This window comes from Cohnella silvisoli, from assembly GCF_021190915.1.
Lineage (GTDB): Bacteria > Bacillota > Bacilli > Paenibacillales > Paenibacillaceae > Cohnella > Cohnella silvisoli.
In genome coordinates, this window is record NZ_JAIOAP010000001.1 from 147,085 (window position 1) to 169,448 (window position 22,364).

The following is a 22,364-nucleotide window of genomic DNA, read 5'->3' on the forward strand; positions in this document are numbered from 1 at the left end:
ACTCCGATGATGAACACAATCGTATTCTACGATCCTACTTTTCCTTACGACGGACAGCGTCCGAGCGATGAGGCAAGAAACGAGCTTCAGAGCAAGTACAAGGTAGTTGACGCGGACGGCTTGGCCGACGCTCTTCTTTCCGCGGATGTATGGATTCAGCTTCATGGACCTTATTTTCCGAAGCAGGCATGGGAGTCCATCGTTCGATATCTCAAACAGGGCAAAGGGCTCGTTCAAATAGGGGGCGCTCCGTTTCGAATTCCCGTCTATCGCGAGCAGGGGGAATGGAAGGCGGAGGGAGTGCAGACGGCTTATCATCGGCAGCTTCGCATTCACGGGGTGCTGGAGACGAACGCGGACCGAATCATCGGACTGGAGGCCAATCCGGATATTTCGTTGGCGGCGGGCTACGAATCGTTATTGGCGATCGAACCGACCTGCTCGTTCACGCTCCATCTGACCCGGACGGACGACCGTCCCGGCGAGTTGGGGTCGAGCGGTCCGATGGACGGCCACATTTATCCTCTGTTGTATGGCGTTTCGGGCGAGGGGAGGAAGCTGTCCGCTCCGGTGACCTTGATTGAGAATACGAAGGGGGAGTTCGCCGGAGGCCGGTGGCTATTCGTCAATCAGCGAATCGGCCAAGCGTTCTGGGACAACGGGGGCTTGGACGCGCTTCGCGACTGGGGAGCGTACTGCGCGGAAGGCGTCACCGAAATGTGGCTCAAACCGAACTATTCCTGCTACGAACCCGGCGAGCAGCCTGTCCTGAGCCTACATATGCAGGAACTGGGTCCCGTTAGGCCTTCCGCCAAAGCATGGCAGATTGCTCTTGCTGTATACGAGGAAGAGGGGCACGAAGCGCTTTGGGAGAAAAAGGTGAGCTTGCCGTCTTCCCGGGAGCTCAGGATCGAAAGGCTGCCAGTTCCCGTTCCGGTCGCTCCGGGCTTCTACCGCGTCGTTTGCGAAGCGTTGTCCGATCGTGGAGAGAGGCGCGTGCTGAGACAGGGATTCTGGGGACGGGATGACAGCCTACTGAGCGAAGGGGAGAGGCTGACGGTCAACCGCGATTACTTCGTGAAGGCGGGCAAACCTATGCCGATCGTCGGAATGACGTACATGACTTCCGACGTCGCGAGGAAATTCCTGTTCATGCCGAACGCCGGATTGTGGGATGCGGACATGGCTCGCATGAAGCATGCCGGTATTAACATGATTCGTACCGGGATATGGACGGCCTGGCGCCAGGTCATGTTCGTTGACGGCCATCCGTACGAGGAAGTGCTTAGATCGATCGACTCGTTTATTTTGACGGCCAAGAAACACGGGTTGGAAGTCGTCTTTACGTTCTTCTCGTTCACTCCGGAAATGTGGGAGGGCGTCAACCCTTATCTCGATCCGCGTAGCGTTGCTGCCCAGAAGCGATTGATCGCTGCGGTCGTGTCCCGTCATGTCGGCTCGACCAACATTCATTGGGATCTGATCAACGAACCGACGATGTTCGATCCGAAGCGCGTGTTCTCGGGACCGCGTACGGTAGGGGATGCTTACGAGCAAACGGCTTTCGCGGAATGGCTGCAGAACCGCCACGGCGACATTCGTGAGCTGCAAGAGCGCTGGGACATGACCCCTGACGAATTTCCTGGGTTCTCGTCCGTATCGTTGCCGCAGCCCGAAGAGATTAGCTTCAATATTGTGGATAACGCCTTGGCGAAGAGAAACGGGATATGGCTGGATTATTGCTTGTTCACGATGGAGATGCACAACCGGTGGGCTAAGGAATTGATCGCCACGATCCGGTCGCATAACGGCTCGCAGATGGTAACCGTCGGCCAGGATGAAGGGCTCGGCTCCCAGAGGCCGTCGCCATTCTTCTATGCGGACGCTGTCGACTATACGACGGTGCATTCCTGGTGGCTGATGGATCATCTGCTATGGGACAGCCTGTTCTCCAAAACGGCGAATAAGCCGAATCTGATTCAAGAGACGGGCATCATGTACGTCGAAACGCCGAACGGCCGGGCGAAACGTTCAGAGCTCGAAATCCGCAACATTCTGGAGAGAAAATACGCTTATGCTTTCGCGGCGGGGGGAGCCGGGGCGGTCCAGTGGATATGGAACACGAATTGTTACATGAACAACGTCAACGAATCCAATATCGGCGCGCTGCGCGCGGACGGCACGGAAAAGCCGGAAGCGGACGTATCCTATTGCTACGGTCGTTTTATGGGAGAAATCAGACATTTGTTCAAGGATCGGGAGCTCGAAGACGTCGTTGTCGTATTCCCGTATTCGAACGATTTCTCGAACAGGAAGCTGGCCTTCGACGCGACGACGAAGCTGACGCGGGTTCTCGCATACGAGATGAAAGTTCCGTTCCGCGCGGTCGGGGAATATCATTTGGAATCGCTGGAACAAGCGCCGCCCAAGTTGATCATCGTACCTAGCCCGCACAATTTCAGCCGGCAAGCGCTTGATACGATCGTTCGGCATGTGAAGGAGAGCGGAGGAACCGTCCTATTCACCGGCCCGATCGGGCTGGACGAATATTGGCGGCCGGAGTCCCGCTACGCGGAGGAACTTGGGGAATACGAGCTCGGCAACGTCATGCGGGAGGAAGCTATCGAGGTCGACGGTTGCGTGCTGCCGGTTTCTTTCGGGGTCAACCGCATTTCCGAGGTGAATAAGGAGTTGCCTGTTAGCGGCAGTTGTGCCGACGCGAAGGCGCTGGCGCGCAAAGCGGAACCGACTTCGGTTCGGATGATGAAGCTGGGAAAAGGAACGTTCATCCGGTGTCCGTTGCCGATCGAATTGAACGAAAGGTCGGAAGCGATCGTCGCGGTGTACCGGCATGCCTTATCGGTTGCGGGTTATCACCCGTCGATTGAGTGGATTCGTGGCGAGGAGCTTCACGGGGTGTTCGGATCCAAAGTCGCTTTCGGCGAGGGGGCGTTGTACATATTCGTGTCCGAATACGGCTATGACGCTTCGATCGAGATCAGAGATTCCAAAACGGGCAAAGGGTATTCGTTCGAATTGGAAAGCGAGCGGACGGTGCTGTTCGCCGCGGACGCCGAAGGACGGCTTGTCTCGGTGTGCGGAGGAGACGAAGTTCTTGTACTGGAGTACGAGGCGGAGCGGGTAACATGAAATGAATAAACGGTTCTTGGCTCGATGGTCAAGCTCCTGATTATTCGGAGGGTGGTGAATGGATGGACAAACCCAATTTTATTGTCATTTACTGCGATGATTTGGGATATGGCGATTTGGGCTGTTATGGCTCAACGGAGATGCTGACGCCCAATCTGGATCAATTGGCAGCGGATGGCGTACGCTTTACGCAGTGGTACTCCAATTCGCCGGTCTGTTCGCCATCGCGGGCAGCTTTGCTGACCGGGAAATATCCGGCAAACGCCGGAATTGGCCACATACTTCGCGGCAAGCGGGGGACATCGGGGCTGTCCTCCTCAGAGGTGACGCTGGCCCGGGCGTTGCAGGAACGGGGTTACCGCACTGGATTAATAGGAAAGTGGCATCTTGGTACGGCAAAAGACAATGGGCCTAATGCGCATGGATTCGACACATTCTTCGGCTTTCTGGCCGGATGTATCGACTATTACTCGCATTTGTTCTACTATGAGCAGGCAAATGGCGTTAATCCGGTACATGATTTATGGGAGAATGAGCGTGAAGTGTGGTGCAATGGCCGTTATATGACGGAGCTGATTACGGAGAAGGCGGTTGATTTCATTGATTCGTGCCAACGTCAGGAAGACCCTTTTTTCCTCTACGTTCCTTACAACGCCCCGCATTATCCGATGCATGCTCCGGCTGCCTATCTGGACCGCTTCCCAGACCTGCCGCCAGATAAACGTATTATGGCTGCGATGATTGCGGCGATGGATGATGGTGTGGGAGAGATCGTGCAAGCACTGAAGAAGAACGGGCATTACGAGAATACGGTTATTTTCTTTTCCAGTGATAATGGCCCTTCAACCGAATCGCGCAATTATTTGGATGGTACGGAGGATTTATATTATGGGGGAAGTGCAGGACTTTTCCGAGGGCACAAGGCCAGCCTGTTCGATGGCGGAATCCGCGAGCCGGCGATTCTCAGCTACCCTGCTCTCATTGAGGGCGGCTGGGTTTGCGATGAAATCTGTGCCATGATGGATATTTTTCCGACATTTATGTCATTTGCGTGCGTCGATACGGACAATCAGGCGGCTAATATCGGCGATCTCCATGTAGATGGCAAAAGTCTTGTCCCTCTGTTGATGGAGGGGCAACCTAGTCCGCATCAGCAGTTATTCTGGGAGTACAGCGGCCAGTTGGCGGTCCGCGAAGGCAAATGGAAGCTGGTGAAAAATGGCGTCCTGGATTTCAGCCGAAAGGCTGCGGAGCAGCTTCATTTGTCGAATATTGAGGAAGACCCTAGTGAACGGATCAATTTAAAGGATCGCTTTCCGGAAATTGCTGCCCGGCTGGAACGGGATGTAGACGATTGGGCTTCTGTAGTGTTGGCAGAACGGTAAGATGATGCTATACGCTGCTCCAAGCTAGTTCCCTTTTTGGAAAATAGAGAATGGTTCGTAATGGTTGGATCGTATCGACGCATGTCAGAATTTAGACATCGTGTTGGTGCGGTCTTTGTTTTTCTGCATCCTTAGCGCGATGCTAGGGATCGTATATTTTTTACTTTCGTTCGATCACGTAACCAGCGATACTGGACAACTCCTCGTCTGACACCACAATCCGCAGTTCCTGCTGACCAGTGGTGGAGCTTGAGCCGGGCAATGTATGCAAATGAGTCAGGCGCCCATCGACTGCGCCATAGACGTGCACGGCTGTGAATTCGCCATCGATGACAAGGGTGCCAGCTGCGAAAGGAATGCAGGCGAGGCTGCCGGCATGCTTCAAATCCCGGTCATCTATGGAGATAAGCGCCCATTCGCCTGTGAATCGAACGTAAGGAACATGATCGTAATGCTTCGTTTCCTGCCCTTCATTGCGCAGCGCAAGAGCGGTAAGTGCCGAATCCCCTCCGCTCGGACTCTCTATCCTTCCCCATGAAACAAGCTTCGGTTCGCCTTTCAAGCTGCCGGTATGGCCTTCGAGCCATAGCGGCTTCCAGCCGCAAGTGCGCCGATGCCAAGCTTGAAGCGCAGCCCAGCGGTTCATGTCGGAATCGGTCATTCGATTGCCATCGTTATCGAACTCCCCGAGCGTCAGGCCGTTAGCGCCTACGACCGCGGTGTCGAGAAGAATGGAGCCGAGCGTATCCCAGTAGTAGCCGGTCGAAGTGTTGATAGGCATACCATGGGATGCCGCAAGCGATGCCCACAGGCAGCGCTGGTTGTGGCCGGAAATCTCATGAGCCGCGCTGTCGCCCGCATCGCCGAGGTCGTCGAGATTGATCATATCGGTGACGTCGCGAAGCAGCGGATGAATGCCGTAATAGATGATCGTAACCGAGGGATCAACAGATTTGGCGGCATCATAAGCCAGCTTGAGCAAGGCGTGGGCAAGACGTTCGCCCCGATAAGCGGGATCGCGCGGCGCGCATACGTCCGGGCTGGGAAAGCCATAGCCGAAATCGAGCTTCAGCGCGGCAGGCCGCCATCTGCGCATGATGCGCTGAGTGCGTTCGATGATCAGCTGTCTCGTCCGCTCCGAGCTGGGATCGAGCAGGTAATGATACCCGCCTTCACCGAGCGGGTTGCCCGACCACCGCCACTGCCTAGGGGAGCCGTCAGCTCCGCAAAGCAAATCTTCAGCGGTCAGGCAGGATTGCTCAGGATCATCCGTCCAGCCAATGCTTTGCCAGAGGGCGATTTCATATCCCCGATCGCGCAGCCCCGCCAAATCCGCTTCGAAATCCGGAAATCTCTCCAGGTTCGGCTCGCCGCTTCCGTTAAACGTCTCCCAATGGTCGTCCATAATGACCATGTCCGCCGCCGTGCTGCGGGATACTCGCTCCGTATATTGCTTTAAGTCATAACGCCCTTCCTTGAAGTCTCCCCAGGTACAGATGAAGGATCGCACATGATGCGGTGATTTGGGCTGGAACGGTCCGAATGCGGCATAGAGACGATTAAACGCGTCATATCCCGTGTCGCCCCATGCCAAGCGAAGCGGCTCCGTCCATACCCGGCGCCTAAGATCGGGAGCCATCCACAGGTCCTCGCGGTAAGCGAAATGCAGGTTTGCCGTTGTGGATTGCAGCTGCAGCGTTAGCGGCGCATCAGGCATTTCGCCGGGACCGAAGGCGATCCAGCCATGCCGGCCGCCCATCGCCGCGGCATAAAGCGGACGCGGAAAGGCGGCGGAGTAAGGCGTTCCCATCGCATCGCCGAAGCTGCCAAGGGGTAGCATGGCGTCGCCCATATCCCAGGAACGCCAGAACGAGTGGGTCGGAGAAGAACCGGCGGCCGGGACGCAGTAGCCTTCCGACGACCAATCCGACCAGAACGTTCGGTCTAGCCGAGGTGCGCGTGCCCTCTCTTTTTCCGTCATCAGCCGAGAACCGAATCGCAGGGAGACAATCCTCGTATCGGTTGTCCAATTCGCCTCGATCCGGGTAAAGCACAGTCCCCAATCCGTCGTTTCGCATAGCAGGGAGCCAACGCCGAAAGTGCCGAAATCGAGAGCGATACGGTAGCCTCGCTCAGTAGCTTGTTCCACCGAGATCGCCGAAGCTTTTACATACATCGTACCGCCGTCGTCTGTCGCCAGCTCGAAAGCCGGCAACAGGCTGCCGGACCAGATGACACTTTTTAAATGTGTCGCCTCAGGGACATGTCCAACTTCTCCCGCATCGTCCGGGTAAACCGCCAATACCGCCTGATCCTTTTCCGTATCCCAGATCAATCGTCTTCCTGCAGCCGCAGCCACTATTGTAGAATATTGCAGCTTCATGGGTAACACCTGCCTATTCCGGTTTCATCTGGTCTTCACCATTATAAGGACGAATCGGCAGGAAAGTATTTAGTCGGCGTAGGGAAAGAGGTGTCCAAAATCATGATTTCTGGTTAGGCCACTGAATATGATGATCGGTGTTGTACAGGGAGGAGCAGAAATCGGTCAGGCTCATTCCCGTTTTCTTTTTGAACATTTTACCGAAGGCATGAATGTCGTTGTAGCCGACCTGGGCGGCGATTTCGCCGAATGACAGCGGGGATTGCAGGGCGAGCTCCTTGGCTTTGGAAATGCGCGCCCAGATGAGGAATTGCATCGGCGTCGTGCCGAACGTTTTCTTGAATTCGACGATGATGTAGTTCCACGTCAGACCGGATAAGCGCTCGATTTCCGGTACGTCCAGGTTGCGGTCTAGATGATTCTCGATATGGTTTTTGACGAGGATGAGGCGGGCAAGGTTTTTGCGTCGTCCTGCTTCTTCTTGCTTGCGGCCGGAGGCGTGGCGCGACGTTTCGGCGAGGATGGTCAGCAGCAGCGCTTGGCATTCCAGTCGGTTCTCTAAGCCGGGCAACCGATACTTAGCGACGAGCTCCGCAAAATGATGCTCAACCGCATGTCCGGCATAACATCCGAGCATATGCGCCCCCTCCAATAAATCCTCCATCGGAAAAGGAGTATCCGCAAAGTGGAAAACGACGGTTATCGAAATGAATGCGCGGCCGGGCAAGGAACGAAGCCCGTGCGCTTCGAAGGGACGGTAGAAAAACACGTCCCCCTTCTCGACAACGTGAGTACCGCCGCCGACCGTAAATTCGCCTCGACCGCCGATGACGTAGTTTAGGGCGTATTGCTTCAGGATGCGGCCAGAGAAACTCCAGTCGCGAGGAGCGTTAAAGATGTGAGCGAGCGAGATGTAGGGCGGGAACCGGAAGTCGCTAAGCGCTTCTAGCGTTTCCTGCGGATAGAGCGCGGCCAGGTCGGGCTTGTGCATAGGCGATCGGTTCCTCCTGAATCGTAAGAATGGATACTCTATCTTTGATTCTAGCTAACTACAAGCGCAATAGCGAGCCATACAATAGAAGCAAGGAGGAGTACCGATGAAAATTACCGAGCTTGAGCTTCTTAAGGTCCCACCTTCGTGGGTGTGGGTCCGTATCCATACGGATTGCGGAATTACGGGTTTGGGCGAGCCTTATCTCGAGGATCACCCTGAAGTCGTGATGGCGGAAGTCAATCGGCTTGCGCCTTTCCTGATTGGCGAGGACCCGACGCGCTTGGAATACTTGTGGCGGAAAATGTACGAGTCAGGCAACGGTTATAAAGGCGGCCCCGTCAAAATGAGCGCGATAAGCGGCATCGACATGGCGCTCTGGGATATCACCGGCAAAGCGTATGGGCTGCCTGTTCATAAGCTGCTCGGCGGCAAGTTCAGGGATAGGGTGAAAGTGTACCGATCCTGTCACGATGAGCAGCCTTATACGGTGAAGCCCGGCTTGCCCTATCGGTCGACACCACTTGCATCGCGATCGGAAGATCCCGCTGATGGCTGGGCTTCTGAGCGAATGTCCCGTTCCGCCGAGGAACTGGTTAAATGGGGATTCCGGTGCCTGAAGCTGCATTTCGGTCCATCAGACCGGCTCGATCAGCTTGCCGACCTCGATGAAATCAAAAGCTGCGTGGCAGCTGTTCGGGAGGCTGTGGGCGGGCAGATCGACATCGCGGTGGACATTCATAATACGCACATGAGTCGGGCCCTGCAGCTTGTTCGGCGGTTCGAGCCGTTCGGCTTGCTGTTCGTGGAAGAGCCGCTGCAGCCCGAGCGCATCGATCTCATCAAGCGTATCGTAGACGAAGCATCGATGCCGATTGCCGCGGGTGAGCGATGGATGGGCAAATGGGCTTTCCGGGAAGCGCTCGAAGCGGGAGTCTCAGTCGTGCAGCCCGATCTGGCGCATGCGGGCGGATTTACGGAGCTCCGCAAAATCGCCGCAATGGCTGAAGCTTCATACGCCTCCATAGCGCCGCACTGCCCGCTAAGCGCTTTGAGCTTTGCCGCGAGCGTTCAATTCGGAGCCGCGATACCGAATTTCCTGATCCAAGAGCATAACGAAGTGAACGACAGCCGGGAAGCGGGAGTTACGCGAATCGGGTACGGTTATATGCGGGATCCTTTCAAGCTTGGAGGTGACGGTTGCGTCCAGGTTCCGGATTTGCCCGGAATCGGATTCGAGCTGGATGAGAGCGGCTTTGCGGAAGTGATGAAGCAGCCTTGGCGGACAGCCAGAGGCTGAACGCAATCACAATTCCTAAGCTTGCTTCTCCGGGGGAGTTTCCTCGGGAAGCGGCGTCAGTCGGAACTGCGCGGGCGTCATGCCGTAGGTTTTCTTGAACAAAGTAAAGAAATACGTGCTGCCCAGGCCTACTTTCTCGCTGATAACCGCAGCGGAGTCGTTCGTCTGCCGGAGCAGGCGTACGGCTTCATTCAGGCGGATGGCATTGACGTAATCGTTAAACGACTGATGGGTTGCCTGCTTGAATAACTTGCTCAGGTGCCCGCTTGAGTAATGCATCCGGTCGGCCGCCCATTCGAGGGACAGGTTCGGATCGTTGTAATGAGACCGGATCAGCTGCAACACCGATTCGATCATCTCCAGGTTGCGATTGCCGCGCTTCTCTTCGATTCGGTCGATAACGGTGGCGCAGAGCGGTTTCAACGCCGCCCCGATTTCGTTCAGCGTCTCGAATTCCGAGAACGAATACAGCAGCGATCCATGCGTCTCGTAATCGCCATCTTCGAACGAGAGAATGTTCACGAACTGCTTGTGCACGGAGATGACGAGCTGGTTAGCGAACACGAAAGCGTATTTGTAATCAAGCGGGCGGATGGCTTCAAGAAAGCGGTCGATTTCCATGTCCGCCTCTTTTTTGTGGCCAAGCTTGATCGCATCGATGAGCGAATCTTCCATTTTTGCCGGATAATCTCCGCCCTTCCCGATCTGGGAAGCGATTGAATCTCGATCTATAATGCTGCCGTGGCCTACGAATAAACGGTATTTCAAATATCCGTGCGCGGAATGATAGGAGTCTTTAATCGCCTCCTCGGCATGGACGACATCGCCGATACCGAGCGTGACGGTCATTCGGAAATATTGCCGAACCGTCTGCTGCAGCTCGATCAAAGTCAGCAGGAAATGCTCGGCAGGCTTTGATTCACCGAACCGCACCAGAATAACGAGATGATCGTTCTCCACCTCCAGCGTTCTGAACGTCCCGTAAGGCTTCATGAGCTCATCGGCAATATTGCGGATGGCGAAGCGGATCAGCTCCCGATCTTTATTGCTCCGAGCGAGAAACTGCCGGTAATCATCGATTTGCGCGACGATTACGCAGTATCGGCATTCCTCACCAGACGGCCACTCGAACAAATTCGTTTCCGTTGCCCCGCCTGACTTCTGGCCCGTCAGCAGCTTTCGAAGATAAGATTCCTGCAGGAGCGGATAGGCTCTCTTCCAAGAAGCTTCCAGCAGGGTTTGTTGATTCTGGAAGGCGGAATACGGCCGGAACATCCGGCTTGCCAGCCGAAAAGCCAGCAATACGCCGATGATCGTCAGGATGAGGGTAGCCGCCCATATGATCGTCTGCCTGCCGTCCAGGCCAAGGAACAATTGCTCGTAAGGCCTTTTTCCGATCAGGATCCAGCCTGTTTTCGCCGATTTGGAGAAGTTGATCAGTTGCTTGTCGCCGCCGGAGGATTCCGTGAAATGGCCTTGCTCCGATTGCGGAGAGGCCAATATGGTCTTTACGAAACTCTCATTGGAGAGGTTGTTCAGGAATTGCGAGGGATCGCTATGGGATATGACCATGCCCCGTCCGTCGAGAACCATCCATTCGTTACCCGTAGACGCCGCAAGGCTGCGGGTTAACTCCCCGATCGCTTTTTCTTCATTAACGTGGATAATGATCGCGCCGCTTTTGGGGATGAGATTGGAGAAGTTCGAGTACAGAACATACGAAAGAATAGGAATAGGATCCATAGGCGTGCCAAGCGGAGTAAGGTCGAGGCGCCTTGGAACGAATTCCATATAAGCGCCGTTTCCGCCGTTCTCGATCCGCCCGATAAGCTCGCCATCTATTGCCTTAGTAATGCCCCGATGATTGAGATATCGACCCGTATTGCTGTTATACACGCTTATATATTCGATGAAAGGATAGACGGCTTGGATGTTGCGCAGCTTGATTACGACCTCATTTTCAAGCAAAGGGGAGGTCGAGTCGCTTAACATGGCGGCAATCAGATCGGGTTCGTGCAGCAGTTCGCTGCCAACGGAAATGACCCGATCCTGTATGGAACGGGTTGCCTGATCGAGTTGATCCAACGTGGTAAGGGTTACCCGGTTAATCTCCGCTTCGGCCTGGTAGGAGAAACGCTGGTAGAGAAACGCGGAAATAAGCAGGATGGACAGCAGCACGAGCAAAAGATAGGAAACGAGCAGCTTCCGATAGATCGAATAGCGCTTGATATTGTTCCATAGGCTCATGGATAAATTCCTTCCTATGTGCGATTAGAAGCATTGTAGCGCGCGGAAACCGAAGTTTCAATGGAAAAGCCGTTAATCCGGAAAATGGCGATGTTTTCGAAGGAATCTACGAAAATCGAAATCCTCAAAAATAACGGGACATCTCCGTTTCCCGCTTTTTTAAGTTTACCCGTCGGTTCCGGCGAGCCTAGAATGGGGGTATCCGCACAGACTAGGCAAGGAGTGATCGAGTGGTTAAAAAAGCGGGCAACGGCTTTATCCGGGATATTTGGCGAAATCCCATTAGCTATTTGCTGGCGCTGCCGGCTATTGTCTATACCTTTATATTCGGTTATGCGACGTTGCCATACCTCATGATGGCGTTTCAGAAATTCAGCTACGATACCGCGCATTTCTGGCAGAACGAGTGGATCGGCTTTAAGAATTTCGAGTTTTTCTTCCTATCCAACAACGCGCTAAGAGTGACTTGGAACACGATCCGCCTCAATTTCCTGTTTATCGTATTCGGTCACGCGATGGCGGTTATTCTGGCGATCGTCATGAACGAGATCAAATCGAGACGTTTTCTTCGCACGACGCAATCGATGTTTCTGTTTCCTTATTTCCTATCCTGGGTGATCGTAAGTTATGTCGTCTATAACATTTTCTCTACGCAGTACGGCGTAATGAACCAAATGCTGGAGATGCTGGGCATGCAGCCGAAAAATTGGTACGCCGCCGCCGATGCCTGGACGAGTATTCTGACCGTCATGCGGATATGGAAGGATGCCGGGCTGTTGGCCGTTATTTTCCTCGCGGCCATTATCGGGATCGACCACGAGTTGTTCGAAGCTGCACGAATCGACGGGGCGAACCGCTGGCAGCAAATTAAGTCGATCACGCTGCCGCTTATGATGCCTACCGTCATGATTATGATGCTGCTTGCGATCGGTAAAATTTTCTACGGCGATTTCGCCATGATGTATTCGATTATCCGCGACAACGGGCTGCTGCTGCCTACGACCGATGTCATCGACACGTACGTGTACCGTGCGCTCCGTATGTCGGGAGATCCCGCGCAAGCTATGGCTGTCGGCATTTACCAGGCATCGATGGGCTTTATCCTCGTGTATGGCGTGAACCGCCTCATTCGGCGCAAATTTCCGGAAGGAGCGTTGTTCTGATGACCGCACCCCGGCTCAAGTTGTCGAACGTCCTGATCTACGCTTTTCTAACACTGTTCGCCCTCTTTTGTTTTCTCCCGATGCTGCTCGTATTCATGATTTCGATCACGACGGAGGATTCGATCCGGCATAACGGCTACAGCTTGTTTCCTAATGAATTCTCGCTTGCGGCCTACCGAATACTGTTCCACGATGCGAGTATCGTGCTCCGCAGCTACGGTATTTCGCTGTTCATTACCGTTGCAGGCACCCTTTGCGCAGTGATGATCACGGCCATGGCCTCGTACACGCTGTTCAATCGGGCGGTCCGTTATCGGAATCACATGGCGCTGTTTTTCTTCTTCACCATGCTGTTTAATGGCGGCATCGTGCCCTGGTACATGATTTGCCGGGAGCTCGGCTTGAACGACAATATTTTCGCCATGCTGATTCCGAGCCTGTTGTTCAGCGCCTTTAACCTTTTCCTGACGCGTAATTATATGCTTTCCTTGCCCTATGCCTTAGTCGAGTCGGCGAAGATCGACGGCGCGAACGATGCGATAATCGCGTTCCGCGTTATTTTCCCGCTGTGCAAGCCCGTTCTTGCGACGATCGCTCTGTTCTACGGGCTCGCTTACTGGAATGATTGGTGGAACGCGATCATGCTCGTGAGCGATCAGAAGCTGTATCCGGTGCAGTATTTTTTATTTAAGCTGCAGTCCGATATCCAGATGATGACTTTGATCCAAGGCGCGAGCAACGGAGGCATTCTGCCGACGGAATCGGTCAAGATGTCTACCGCTATTCTGACGATCGGTCCAATCGTGCTTATGTATCCTTACTTGCAGCGGTATTTCGTTAAAGGCTTAGTCGTTGGCTCTATCAAAGGTTGACCATTCGTCTTCGAGCCATGGCGAGGACGGATCCAACATAATGCAAGCGGATCATATAACGGTTCTTATTGAGGAGGTCATGAAAAATGAGGAATTACAGAAAAGCGTTTAGCGTGTTAATTGCAGCCATGCTTGTGCTCAGCTTGATCGCGGCCTGTTCGAGCAAAGGCTCAAACGGGTCGAATACGGCAGAAGCTAGCAAGAACAGCGAGCAGCCTTCGACAGAGACTAAAGAGACGCAGGAGCAGGAGCTTACGACCGTGAAGCTCGTCGCGCCGGGCAGCGAACCGACGGAGGCGGCGAAACGATTCGACGCCGTCAACGCAAAGCTGAAAGCCGACGGGGTGGGCATCCAGATCAAATACGAATACATCGGCTGGGATGCTTGGGAGCAGAAAACGAATCTGATGTTATCGACGAACGAAGCGTTCGACAATCTGACGATCATGGAGGATTGGATCAAATCGTCCGTTTATGTCGGCCGGGGAGCCTTGCTGCCTATTGATGACTACTTGGCGAAATATCCGAATTTGAAAAGCAAGTTCTCGGACGAAGTGTGGGAAGGGCTTAAGATCAACGGGAAAATTTACGGCATCCCCGTACTGAACCGGGAATGGGCAAACGATTATGAGATGGTGTCCTTTCGCTCCGATTTGCTTGCCAAGCATAACCTAACCCCGCCGAAGACGATTCAGGAAATGATCGATGAAGCGGATAAGATCAAGAAAGCGGAGAACAATCCGAACATGTACTTCGTAATGAAGCCGAATTTCATCGCGGGCGCTTTTCATCGCGAGTATGATACTTATCCTTTTAACGTAGTGGATGACCTGATTTACATCGATCAAAGCGGCAACGTGAAGTCGTGGATCGAGACGGACGAATTTAGAAAAGACAACGAATATTTCAACCAAATGTATACGAAAGGCCTCATTAACCCTGATATTCTGACTTTGCCGTTAGACCAAGTCACGAAGCCGATTACGGACGGAGATTTCGCCTTTACGCTTGGAAACGTGTTCTTCGATTATCCGGTTATCAAGCAGAAGAAACCCGAAACGGAGCTGGATGCGGTGCGCTTGGCGCCGAATAAGCCGTGGATGCGCCCGATTCTGGTCACGAACGCGAACGTTATTCCGAAAACATCGAAAAATCCGGAAGGCATGATTAAGTTTTACGACTGGTTGTACAGCGCCCAGGAAAACTTCGACCTGCTCGTGTACGGGCCTAAGGATGACTGGTGGAAGGACGTTGGTCCGAATAAGATGGAGAAATTACGTCCGGTAGGCAATGAATCGCAATTTTCCGAATGGATGGTCGGGTATGCGCCGTTCACGCGAATTCCGACGAACGGGCATCCGAAGTTGCTGGAGACGATGACTCTCAATAAAGATGCGTTAAACGCGCCGAATATCGGATTTACCTTCGACACCACGCCGGTGTCCGTCGAGTATGCCAACCTGCTCGCGGAGATCAAAACAAGCGTATATCCGCTTAAAATGGGTGTCGTCAAGTACGCGGACTACTATGACGGCGCGCTGAAGAAAATGAAAGCAGCCGGCCTCGACAAAGTCGTGGCGGAATACAAGAAGCAATTCGAAGCGTGGAAAACGCAGAAATGATAGACCGATCAGGGATCGGGTACGGGGACCGAGGGGAGCAGACTGCCGAAATGTATCGGCAGCCTGCTCCCTTATTATAGGGGGTTAGTTAAATGACCATGAACGCAATGGCCGGAGCGCCTTTGTTCAATTATAACGTACGGGATTACGGAGCTGCCGGGGATGGTGTAGTCAAGGATACGGGAGCGTTAAATCGAGCGATAGCGGACTGCCATCGGCATGGAGGAGGTACGGTTCGGGTTCCGGCTGGCATCTACTTGACGGGAACGATTGAGATTCTTAGTCACGTCACGCTGCATCTGGAAGCGGGTTCCTTGCTGTTGGGGAGCCCGGATATCGACGACTATACAACGCTGCCATATACGAGCGAATTCCGCAATAAAGTACTGATTACCGTGATCGGCGTTGTTAACGTGTCGATTACGGGGCAAGGGGTTATAGACGGTAATAGCGATGCCTTCATCCGGCAGGGGCAGGCGGATCTTGATCGCGATTTTATGGCTGAATATACGCGGCAAGGAGAAAATTATCATCTCGTTAACGACGAGCCGGATGATGGACCGTTGGAATGCAACACTCGTCCGGGTATTCTGATTCTTATTTTGTCGTGCCAAGAAGTACAGGTGTCTAACATCAAAATTCGGAACTCGCCGAATTGGTGCCTGCATGTGGCCAGATCGGAGGGCGTGCTGCTAACGGGCCTTGAGATACGGAACAGTCTGCTGGTGCCGAATGCCGACGGCATTGACGTTAGCCGAAGCCGCAATGTGCGTATAAGCAATTGCAATATAGTAGGCGGGGATGACGGGCTCGCTTTCAGTCCGTGCGCCGAAGGGTATGGGGAAAGCGAATCCGAGAATATCGTAGTCGAGAACTGCACGATCGTCTCCAGGTCGGCCGGCATACGCCTCGGCTGGGATGCGTGCAATTTCCGTAACTTCCTATTCCACAACATCGTCATTCATAATTCCAATCGAGGCATCGGAGTTTACTTGCGCGAGGGAGAGTCGATCGAGAACGTTGTTTTCTCTAATATCATCATTGAAACCCGGCTGCATAAGGGCAAATGGTGGGGGAAGGCGGAGCCGATTCATATTTCCGTCGTTCCTCTTCCCGCACACACCAAACCGGAATTCACGGGCACGATGGGCCGTATTCGCAATCTGACTTTCACCAATATAACGGCGATTGGCGAGCAAGGGATTGTCGTGGCCGGAAACGCGGACAGCATCATTGAAGATTTGACCTTCGACAACGTCCGGATAACTCTTAAGGAAGGACCGCTGCAGGAATCGTTCGGCGGCAACTTCGATTTCCGTCCGTCCCGCGATCCGAGGCTAAATGTGTTCGCTCACGATATACCGGCACTCTACGCCAGTCATGTGCGGAACTTGACGCTGCGAAACGTGGATGTCCAGTGGCAGGGACGGCTGCCGGAGTACGTGAAGAACGGATTGGAGATCGAACATTTCGAAGGGTTGATCATTGACGGATTTTCCGGTAGTCAGCCGCAGCCTCAATTGGGGGATACGACGGATGGGGCTGCTATTCTACTCCGCAATGGAAGCAAAGTCAGCGTCCGCAACAGTATAGCCAAGCCGGGAACTAGCTGTTTCTTGCAGGTGGAGCAGGTGGATCGGCAAGGGCTGTTCGTGCACAACGATATGGAGGAGGCAGAGACGATGATCGCTCCTTCGGATCATGGTTTTCTTCTTTCGGCTAACATAAGCCCGAACTAACGGTTTCCGTTGCAAAGCGCTATTCACTCCGGCTATATTATTGCTATACGCGGCCCTATGAGTTCGATGGGATACGGAGGAATAGCGGATGAACTTATTTCATATCAAATCGACGCTGCAGGGGATAGACCGGATGGCGGAGTTTCTGAAAGAGAACTTCGTCAGCATCGGCTGGCCGGGCATTGGGGACTTGGAGAATGTCGGCAAGGATGAAATACAGAAGAGATTGGCAGAAGTTTATCACTATCAGGGGCAAGAATTGACTGAGAGGCTAGGAGAAGTGAGTCTTTTCACGCATACGATGCAGGACGGGGATTACGTGCTGATTTCCGATTCCGAATCGGTCTATTTGGGAGATGGCGGCGATTATTATTACGTCGAACAATCCGACACTGGCGAGGACGGCATGTGCCATCGGCGGGGCGTTACCTGGTTAAACAGCATACCTCGTTCCGAGTTGAATGCCGCTGTTCAGGAATTACTAATGGATAGCGGCACGATATCGCAGTTCAAGCATCCGTTTCCTATGGCGCAATTGAACCGATGGGTATCGATTCCTACGGAGACAGCTAGTAACCTCAAGACGGGCAATCAGGACAAAGTCGATCACAAGACAATCGAAGAAGCGCTCGACATCTTGCGGCAAGCGATGAGAAGCGATGACGTTGAGCGGCGCGAACGCGCCGCATTGGCCATTTTGCAGTATGCGAAATGATCCGCTCAGCTCAGGCTAATCCTTACCCCATTACATCCCGCCGCAAGGTGAAGAGATCCTTCAGAGCGTCCGTCGAGAGCTCGGTAATCCAACCTTCGGAAGACGAAATGACGTTATCGCTCAGCTGCTGTTTGTTCTCCAGCATTTCGTCGATGCGCTCCTCCAGCGTGCCGAGGGAGATGAATTTGTGCACCTGCACGTCGCGTGTCTGACCCATCCGATAGGCGCGGTCCGTAGCCTGATTCTCGACGGCGGGATTCCACCAGCGGTCGAAGTGGAAAACGTGATTCGCCGCCGTAAGGTTGAGGCCGACTCCCCCAGCCTTGAGCGACAGAATGAACACATTTGGCTGTCCGGGATCAGGAATAGGCTGTCCGCTCGATTGAAACTGCTCGATCATGCGGTCGCGCGCAGTCTTGGACGTGCTTCCGTTCAAGTAGAGAACCGGCTCCTCAAGCTCCTGCTCGAGCACAAGCTTCAGCATTTCCCCCATGCCGATATACTGCGTAAAAATGAGGCACCGGTCGCCCTCTTCCCGCAGCTCCTTAACCATGGCGAGCAGACGCTCCAGCTTCGAAGAGCGGCTTATTAGCGCTTCGACAGCCTCGCCCGCCTTAACATTTTCCGGCAAAGCTTCCTTCGTCATTAGCATCGGATGGTCGCATAGCTGCTTCAGTTGAGTAAGCGCGGCTAGAATGGCGCCTTTACGTTCGATGCCCTCCAGCTTCTGCATTTTCTCCATTAATTCATTTACGGTTTGCTCATAGAGAGCGCCCTGTTCGGCGGTTAAATGCACATAGGTTTTCATCTCGTTCTTCTCCGGGAGATCGAGCTGTATGGCTGGGTCCTTCTTCTTGCGCCGAAGCATGAAGGGCTTGATCAGCTTCTGGAGATCGGCCGTGCGCTGAGCGTCTTTTTCCTTCTCGATCGCATAGGCGAACTGGTTGTTAAAGGCACGCGAGCTGCCCAAGTAACCTGGATTGATGTAATCGTAGATGGACCACAACTCCGACAACCGGTTCTCGATCGGCGTTCCGGTAAGCGCGATGCGGTGTTTTGCGGGCAGACTTCGGACGACGGCCGATTGCTTCGTTTGGGCATTTTTGATATTTTGCGCTTCGTCCAATGTGATGGATGTCCATGCAAAACTTTGAAGCGTTTCCTGATCGAGAGAACAGGTCGCGTAGGAAGTGAGCACGACATCCGCTTGCTTGGCTTCTTCGACGAACGCCTCCCCGCTAAGACGTCCGCTTCCATAGTGCAGCATCACGTTCAGTGACGGCGCAAAACGGCTTAACTCCTTCTGCCAATTCCCTAGAACGGAAGTTGGGCAAATAATGAGAGAGGGAAGGTTGTTTTCCGCATTCGGCGAACTAACCCTAGGTTCTTTGATATGCAGCAAATAAGCGATAAGCTGCACGGTTTTGCCGAGGCCCATATCGTCCGCTAGGCAGGCGCCCAACCCGAAACGGCGCAGGAAAGCGAGCCACGCGTACCCGTCTTGCTGATAAGCGCGAAGCTCCGCTTGCAGCTCGCTCGGAACGGCAAGCTTCGGGTGCTCGGTCTGCTGATTGATCTGGCTGATGAGCTTAATCAGATGTTCGTTAAGCTCGACTTCCAGCTTGATCCGCTCCGCGTGCTCCGCCTTGGATCCAGCTGTATCGCCTTCTTTATCCCCGCCGTCAATATCGCTGCCGCCAAGAAGGTGCAATTGAAGAACGTCTTGAAAGGAAAGGCCTTGCCCTTTGTCCATCGCAGCCATCGCTTTGCGGATTTGCGCCAGCAAAGCGGGGTCAAGCTGAATCCACTCCCCCCGGAAACGGACAAGTCTTACGTTGCGGGCAACCAGTTCGGCAAACTCGGCTTCGGAAAGATCGATTTCGCCAATAGCAATGCGCCAATCGAAGTCGATGATCGAGTCGAGCCCGAAGAGAGAACCGCCTGCCTTGCTTCCTTCATCGGAGCTAACTTTGGCGCGAAGCCGTGGTTTCTTCCGGCTGGCTGCTTCCCACCAGGCGGGGAGCAGCACCTGCCATCCTGCCTCTAATAGACGCTGGCTGTCTACCGTTAAGAAACGCCAAGCGGTTTCGTCGTCCAGCATACTGGCGAAGACATCCTCGTCGCTATGCTCATTAAACCGATCCGCGGGCAGGCTTGCGCGCAACCGCTCCAACCAACTGGCGGAGCGTTGTCTGACATGCGTCGTCCATGCGCTCGGCCAAGAACCGAACAGCTCGCCGTTGCCGGCAATCCGCACATGCGCAATCCCTGCCGGATCCCGTTTATCCTGCAGAACTAGCTGAAGACGCCAAGCCGGTACCTCATCGTCCGGCTCCAGCAATTGCAAAGCAGGCCGGAAGGGCGCAGTGTCCGTTTTCCAGCCGATCGTAACCAGCCATTCTTTCTCGTCTAACCCTGTATCAACCGGGCTTTTTCTAGAAAACAGCAGGGGGAACTCTCTTCTTAAATCCGCAGCAGCCAGTTCCGTTCCATAGTGGTTATGATAGACTGCGGCAGAGAAAGCCGCTCTCAGTCCTTTAATGAAGTCAGCATCCTCAGCGGCTGCATCTAACGCGGCTCTATCATCTGGCTCCAATGCTTCTTCATCCCAAGTCCATTGCAGCTTGCCTGACCGAAAGGCCGAAAAGCTTGGAACATATTTTTTTTGTTCCAAACAAACGGCGAGCCGCGGGGCAAGCTTGATCAGTCGCTCGGTAAGGTCATCCCATACCCACTCTATGTGCTGGAGCAGCTTAAGCTCAGCGAAGAACGGGACGACCATTTCCGCAGGAAGAACGACAACCTCAAGTCCTTGGACGAGATGGATAGCCAGCTCGGTTCCGTAGAAAGAAGCTTCATGCCAAGCGAACAAGTTCTGCTTAAGGGCTACTCCGGTCGCATAAATATGTTCGTTATAAGATCCATGTATGAGAGCATCCCCATTCTCTCCCAGGAGAACCCGTATGTTAATCGTTTCCGTATACTTACCCGTTCTCATTCCAGCAACTTCCCTTTCCGAAGCTCCTCTTGCAGCGCGCGAAGTCGGCTATTGCGGCTGGCAAACGACGTAAGGAAGAGCTCCCAACGCGATTCCTGCTTCATTTTTTTGTACAACTTGGCCAATCTCTTTAGCAGCTTAACGGCGGCCTTATAGCCGTCTCTATTTTTAACCAGCACGCATCGTTCGACTGCTTGATGGTAGAAGGGGAGCAGAAGCTCAGGCGCATTTTTCTCCAAGGGCTGCAGCTCTGTCACGCGAAAATCCCGAGGGTCGCAGTCGGAGCTTAATTGAAAGTCCATCCAACGCTCCCACCTGCCGTTAGCCAATAATTTATCCTCGTAGAGGGTGCGCGAATAAGGAAGCAAGGATGAGAAAGTATCCCACATTTGCTGCTCGGCTTCAGGTAGGTGATGAACGGTGAGGTCCCAGTAGTCCGAATACAGGTGAATTTTATTGTTCCGCTTCATGCTGAGCAAAGGGGCAATTTCGATTAACCATGCTCTTAAACGGCTCCACTGTTCGGTTTGCGAGAGGTAGTCTAGTAAATGAAATAAATAATCCGATGGCAGATCGGACATTTTCTTGGCGGCGTCAAGGAGTTTCCATGCTTCCGAATCGTTCGTAAGATACAAGTGCATACCGGCTTGCGCAAGTGCCAACGCAAAAGGAGAAAGGGACGAGCCAAGCTCGCCGGCAACGGCCTCTAATAGCTGCAGTTCCTTCGAATAGGGAATGCCGTTATCGATATTAGGATAAATCCAATAACACCAAATACCTAGGTAATGGAATAAAAAATAGTGATTTTCGTTGGCTTCCCCCAGCATTTCTTTGCGCAAGTAGGTTAGTGTCTGCCCGACCAGCGTATCGTTGTGCGGTTCGGCCGCTAAAGCAGTTGCATCAATGATGGATTGCCAAATCGCATCCTGCAAGTCTGAAGCCGCATGATGGGCATGGTAGGCGAGATAAGAATAAAGGTAACCCGATTGATCTTGCGGCAATTTCGTTAGTTTCGATAGGACGAATAAGCGGGCATGCATCGTGAAAAGAAGATCTATCGCTTCTGGCGGTTTTATTCGGGCGATCGAATTCATAGCGTCCTCGACAAACTGGGCATTCCTCGAACTTTGCGTCAATGGCGAAATGCAGACCTCGAACAACTCGTGCCATTCCGGAATGCTCATGGTCGCAATGTGCTGGGCTTGTTCTTTTAACAATGCTTCGCTTTCCGCCGCTTTTTTAGCCGCGATTTGTTTTGCTTGACCGTAGGACATTATTGAGGGCTTAGTTGGTTTGCCGGTCACGGGCGGCTTCGATTGGGCTATCGTCTTCGCATTAACGAGCATGTGTACCGAACGGTTATGCAGGTCCGCATACTTAAGCAGTGCAGCAAACATATGCTTGCAGTTGCCGCTAACCGGACAGGCGCAGTGGCTTAACGAGAAAAAATCCAAATTAATCTCCACTTGATAGCGTTCGGAACCTTCCACGACAGCGTTAACGTATCGGGGAGAGGGTATCGTAAGCTTCAGAACGCGACCTTGCTTATAGTACTGGAAACCCCGATTCAGAGTAACATCGTCGAAATTATCGGCCGCATCTTGGACAAGCATATTCCACTGATCATCATCCAAGTCATAAGTTGGTATCATCATTTATTGGACTCCTAAGAGATTTACATCTCGAAACTTAATCCATTTATTATATCATTTTATTATTATTCCAACGATCAACTGCTCAAACACGCAAGCTCGATTTCCGTTGCTCCTCGCAAAACCATTTTGCTCCAGCAGATCATT

Annotated in this window: 13 protein-coding genes; 8 read left to right on the forward strand and 5 right to left on the reverse strand. The window is 53.4% G+C overall.

Annotated elements, in window-relative coordinates; all coding sequences use genetic code 11:
* The first annotated feature begins 6 nt into the window (after positions 1–6).
* Together K7P76_RS00650 and K7P76_RS00655 are read left to right on the forward strand one after the other, a co-directional pair.
* Positions 7–3,150 (forward strand): beta-galactosidase, encoded by a 3,144-nt coding sequence (locus tag K7P76_RS00650; RefSeq protein ID WP_232182140.1) that lies wholly within the window; start codon positions 7–9, stop codon positions 3,148–3,150.
* A 62-nt stretch (positions 3,151–3,212) separates the two neighbouring features.
* Complete coding sequence (locus K7P76_RS00655) at positions 3,213–4,535, forward strand: sulfatase-like hydrolase/transferase (RefSeq protein ID WP_232182141.1); 1,323 nt, start codon at positions 3,213–3,215, stop codon at positions 4,533–4,535.
* 160 nt (positions 4,536–4,695) lie between these two features.
* On the opposite strand, the gene K7P76_RS00660 is transcribed toward K7P76_RS00655, so the two are convergent.
* Both K7P76_RS00660 and K7P76_RS00665 read right to left on the reverse strand, forming a co-directional pair.
* A complete protein-coding gene (locus K7P76_RS00660) occupies positions 4,696–6,918 on the reverse strand; it encodes an alpha-amylase family protein (protein ID WP_232182142.1) in 2,223 nt (740 codons plus the stop codon).
* A 100-nt stretch (positions 6,919–7,018) separates the two neighbouring features.
* Positions 7,019–7,909: a helix-turn-helix domain-containing protein gene (locus K7P76_RS00665; protein WP_232182143.1), complete on the reverse strand. Its 891-nt coding sequence runs from the start codon at positions 7,907–7,909 to the stop codon at positions 7,019–7,021.
* 106 nt (positions 7,910–8,015) lie between these two features.
* Between K7P76_RS00665 and K7P76_RS00670 the strand changes: the two genes are divergently transcribed.
* Positions 8,016–9,209, forward strand: a complete 1,194-nt coding sequence (locus tag K7P76_RS00670) for an enolase C-terminal domain-like protein (RefSeq protein ID WP_232182144.1) — start codon at positions 8,016–8,018, stop codon at positions 9,207–9,209.
* A 15-nt stretch (positions 9,210–9,224) separates the two neighbouring features.
* Here the strand turns inward: K7P76_RS00670 and K7P76_RS00675 are convergent, their stop codons facing one another.
* Complete coding sequence (locus K7P76_RS00675) at positions 9,225–11,456, reverse strand: helix-turn-helix domain-containing protein (RefSeq protein ID WP_232182145.1); 2,232 nt, start codon at positions 11,454–11,456, stop codon at positions 9,225–9,227.
* A gap of 230 nt (positions 11,457–11,686) precedes the next feature.
* Between K7P76_RS00675 and K7P76_RS00680 the strand changes: the two genes are divergently transcribed.
* The 5 genes from K7P76_RS00680 to K7P76_RS00700 all read left to right on the forward strand — a co-directional run bounded on the left by K7P76_RS00680 (position 11,687) and on the right by K7P76_RS00700 (position 17,567).
* Entirely contained in the window at positions 11,687–12,619 is a 933-nt protein-coding gene (locus K7P76_RS00680) for an ABC transporter permease (protein ID WP_232182146.1), read from the forward strand.
* Positions 12,619–13,491: a carbohydrate ABC transporter permease gene (locus K7P76_RS00685; protein ID WP_232182147.1), complete on the forward strand. Its 873-nt coding sequence runs from the start codon at positions 12,619–12,621 to the stop codon at positions 13,489–13,491. The genes K7P76_RS00680 and K7P76_RS00685 overlap by 1 nt, the downstream gene beginning before the upstream one ends.
* 86 nt (positions 13,492–13,577) lie before the next feature.
* Positions 13,578–15,113: an ABC transporter substrate-binding protein gene (locus K7P76_RS00690; protein WP_232182148.1), complete on the forward strand. Its 1,536-nt coding sequence runs from the start codon at positions 13,578–13,580 to the stop codon at positions 15,111–15,113.
* A gap of 92 nt (positions 15,114–15,205) precedes the next feature.
* The gene (locus K7P76_RS00695) at positions 15,206–16,852 is read left to right on the forward strand and encodes a glycoside hydrolase family 28 protein (RefSeq protein WP_232182149.1); all 1,647 of its coding nucleotides are present in this window, start codon (positions 15,206–15,208) and stop codon (positions 16,850–16,852) included.
* An 88-nt stretch (positions 16,853–16,940) separates the two neighbouring features.
* Entirely contained in the window at positions 16,941–17,567 is a 627-nt protein-coding gene (locus tag K7P76_RS00700; protein WP_232182150.1) for a DUF8426 domain-containing protein, read from the forward strand.
* 22 nt (positions 17,568–17,589) lie between these two features.
* Here the strand turns inward: K7P76_RS00700 and K7P76_RS00705 are convergent, their stop codons facing one another.
* Positions 17,590–20,565 (reverse strand): DEAD/DEAH box helicase, encoded by a 2,976-nt coding sequence (locus tag K7P76_RS00705; protein WP_232182151.1) that lies wholly within the window; start codon positions 20,563–20,565, stop codon positions 17,590–17,592.
* Positions 20,562–22,220, reverse strand: coding sequence for an SWIM zinc finger family protein (locus K7P76_RS00710; protein ID WP_232182152.1), 1,659 nt, complete (start codon positions 22,218–22,220; stop codon positions 20,562–20,564). The genes K7P76_RS00705 and K7P76_RS00710 overlap by 4 nt, the downstream gene beginning before the upstream one ends.
* Positions 22,221–22,364: the final 144 nt, after the last annotated feature.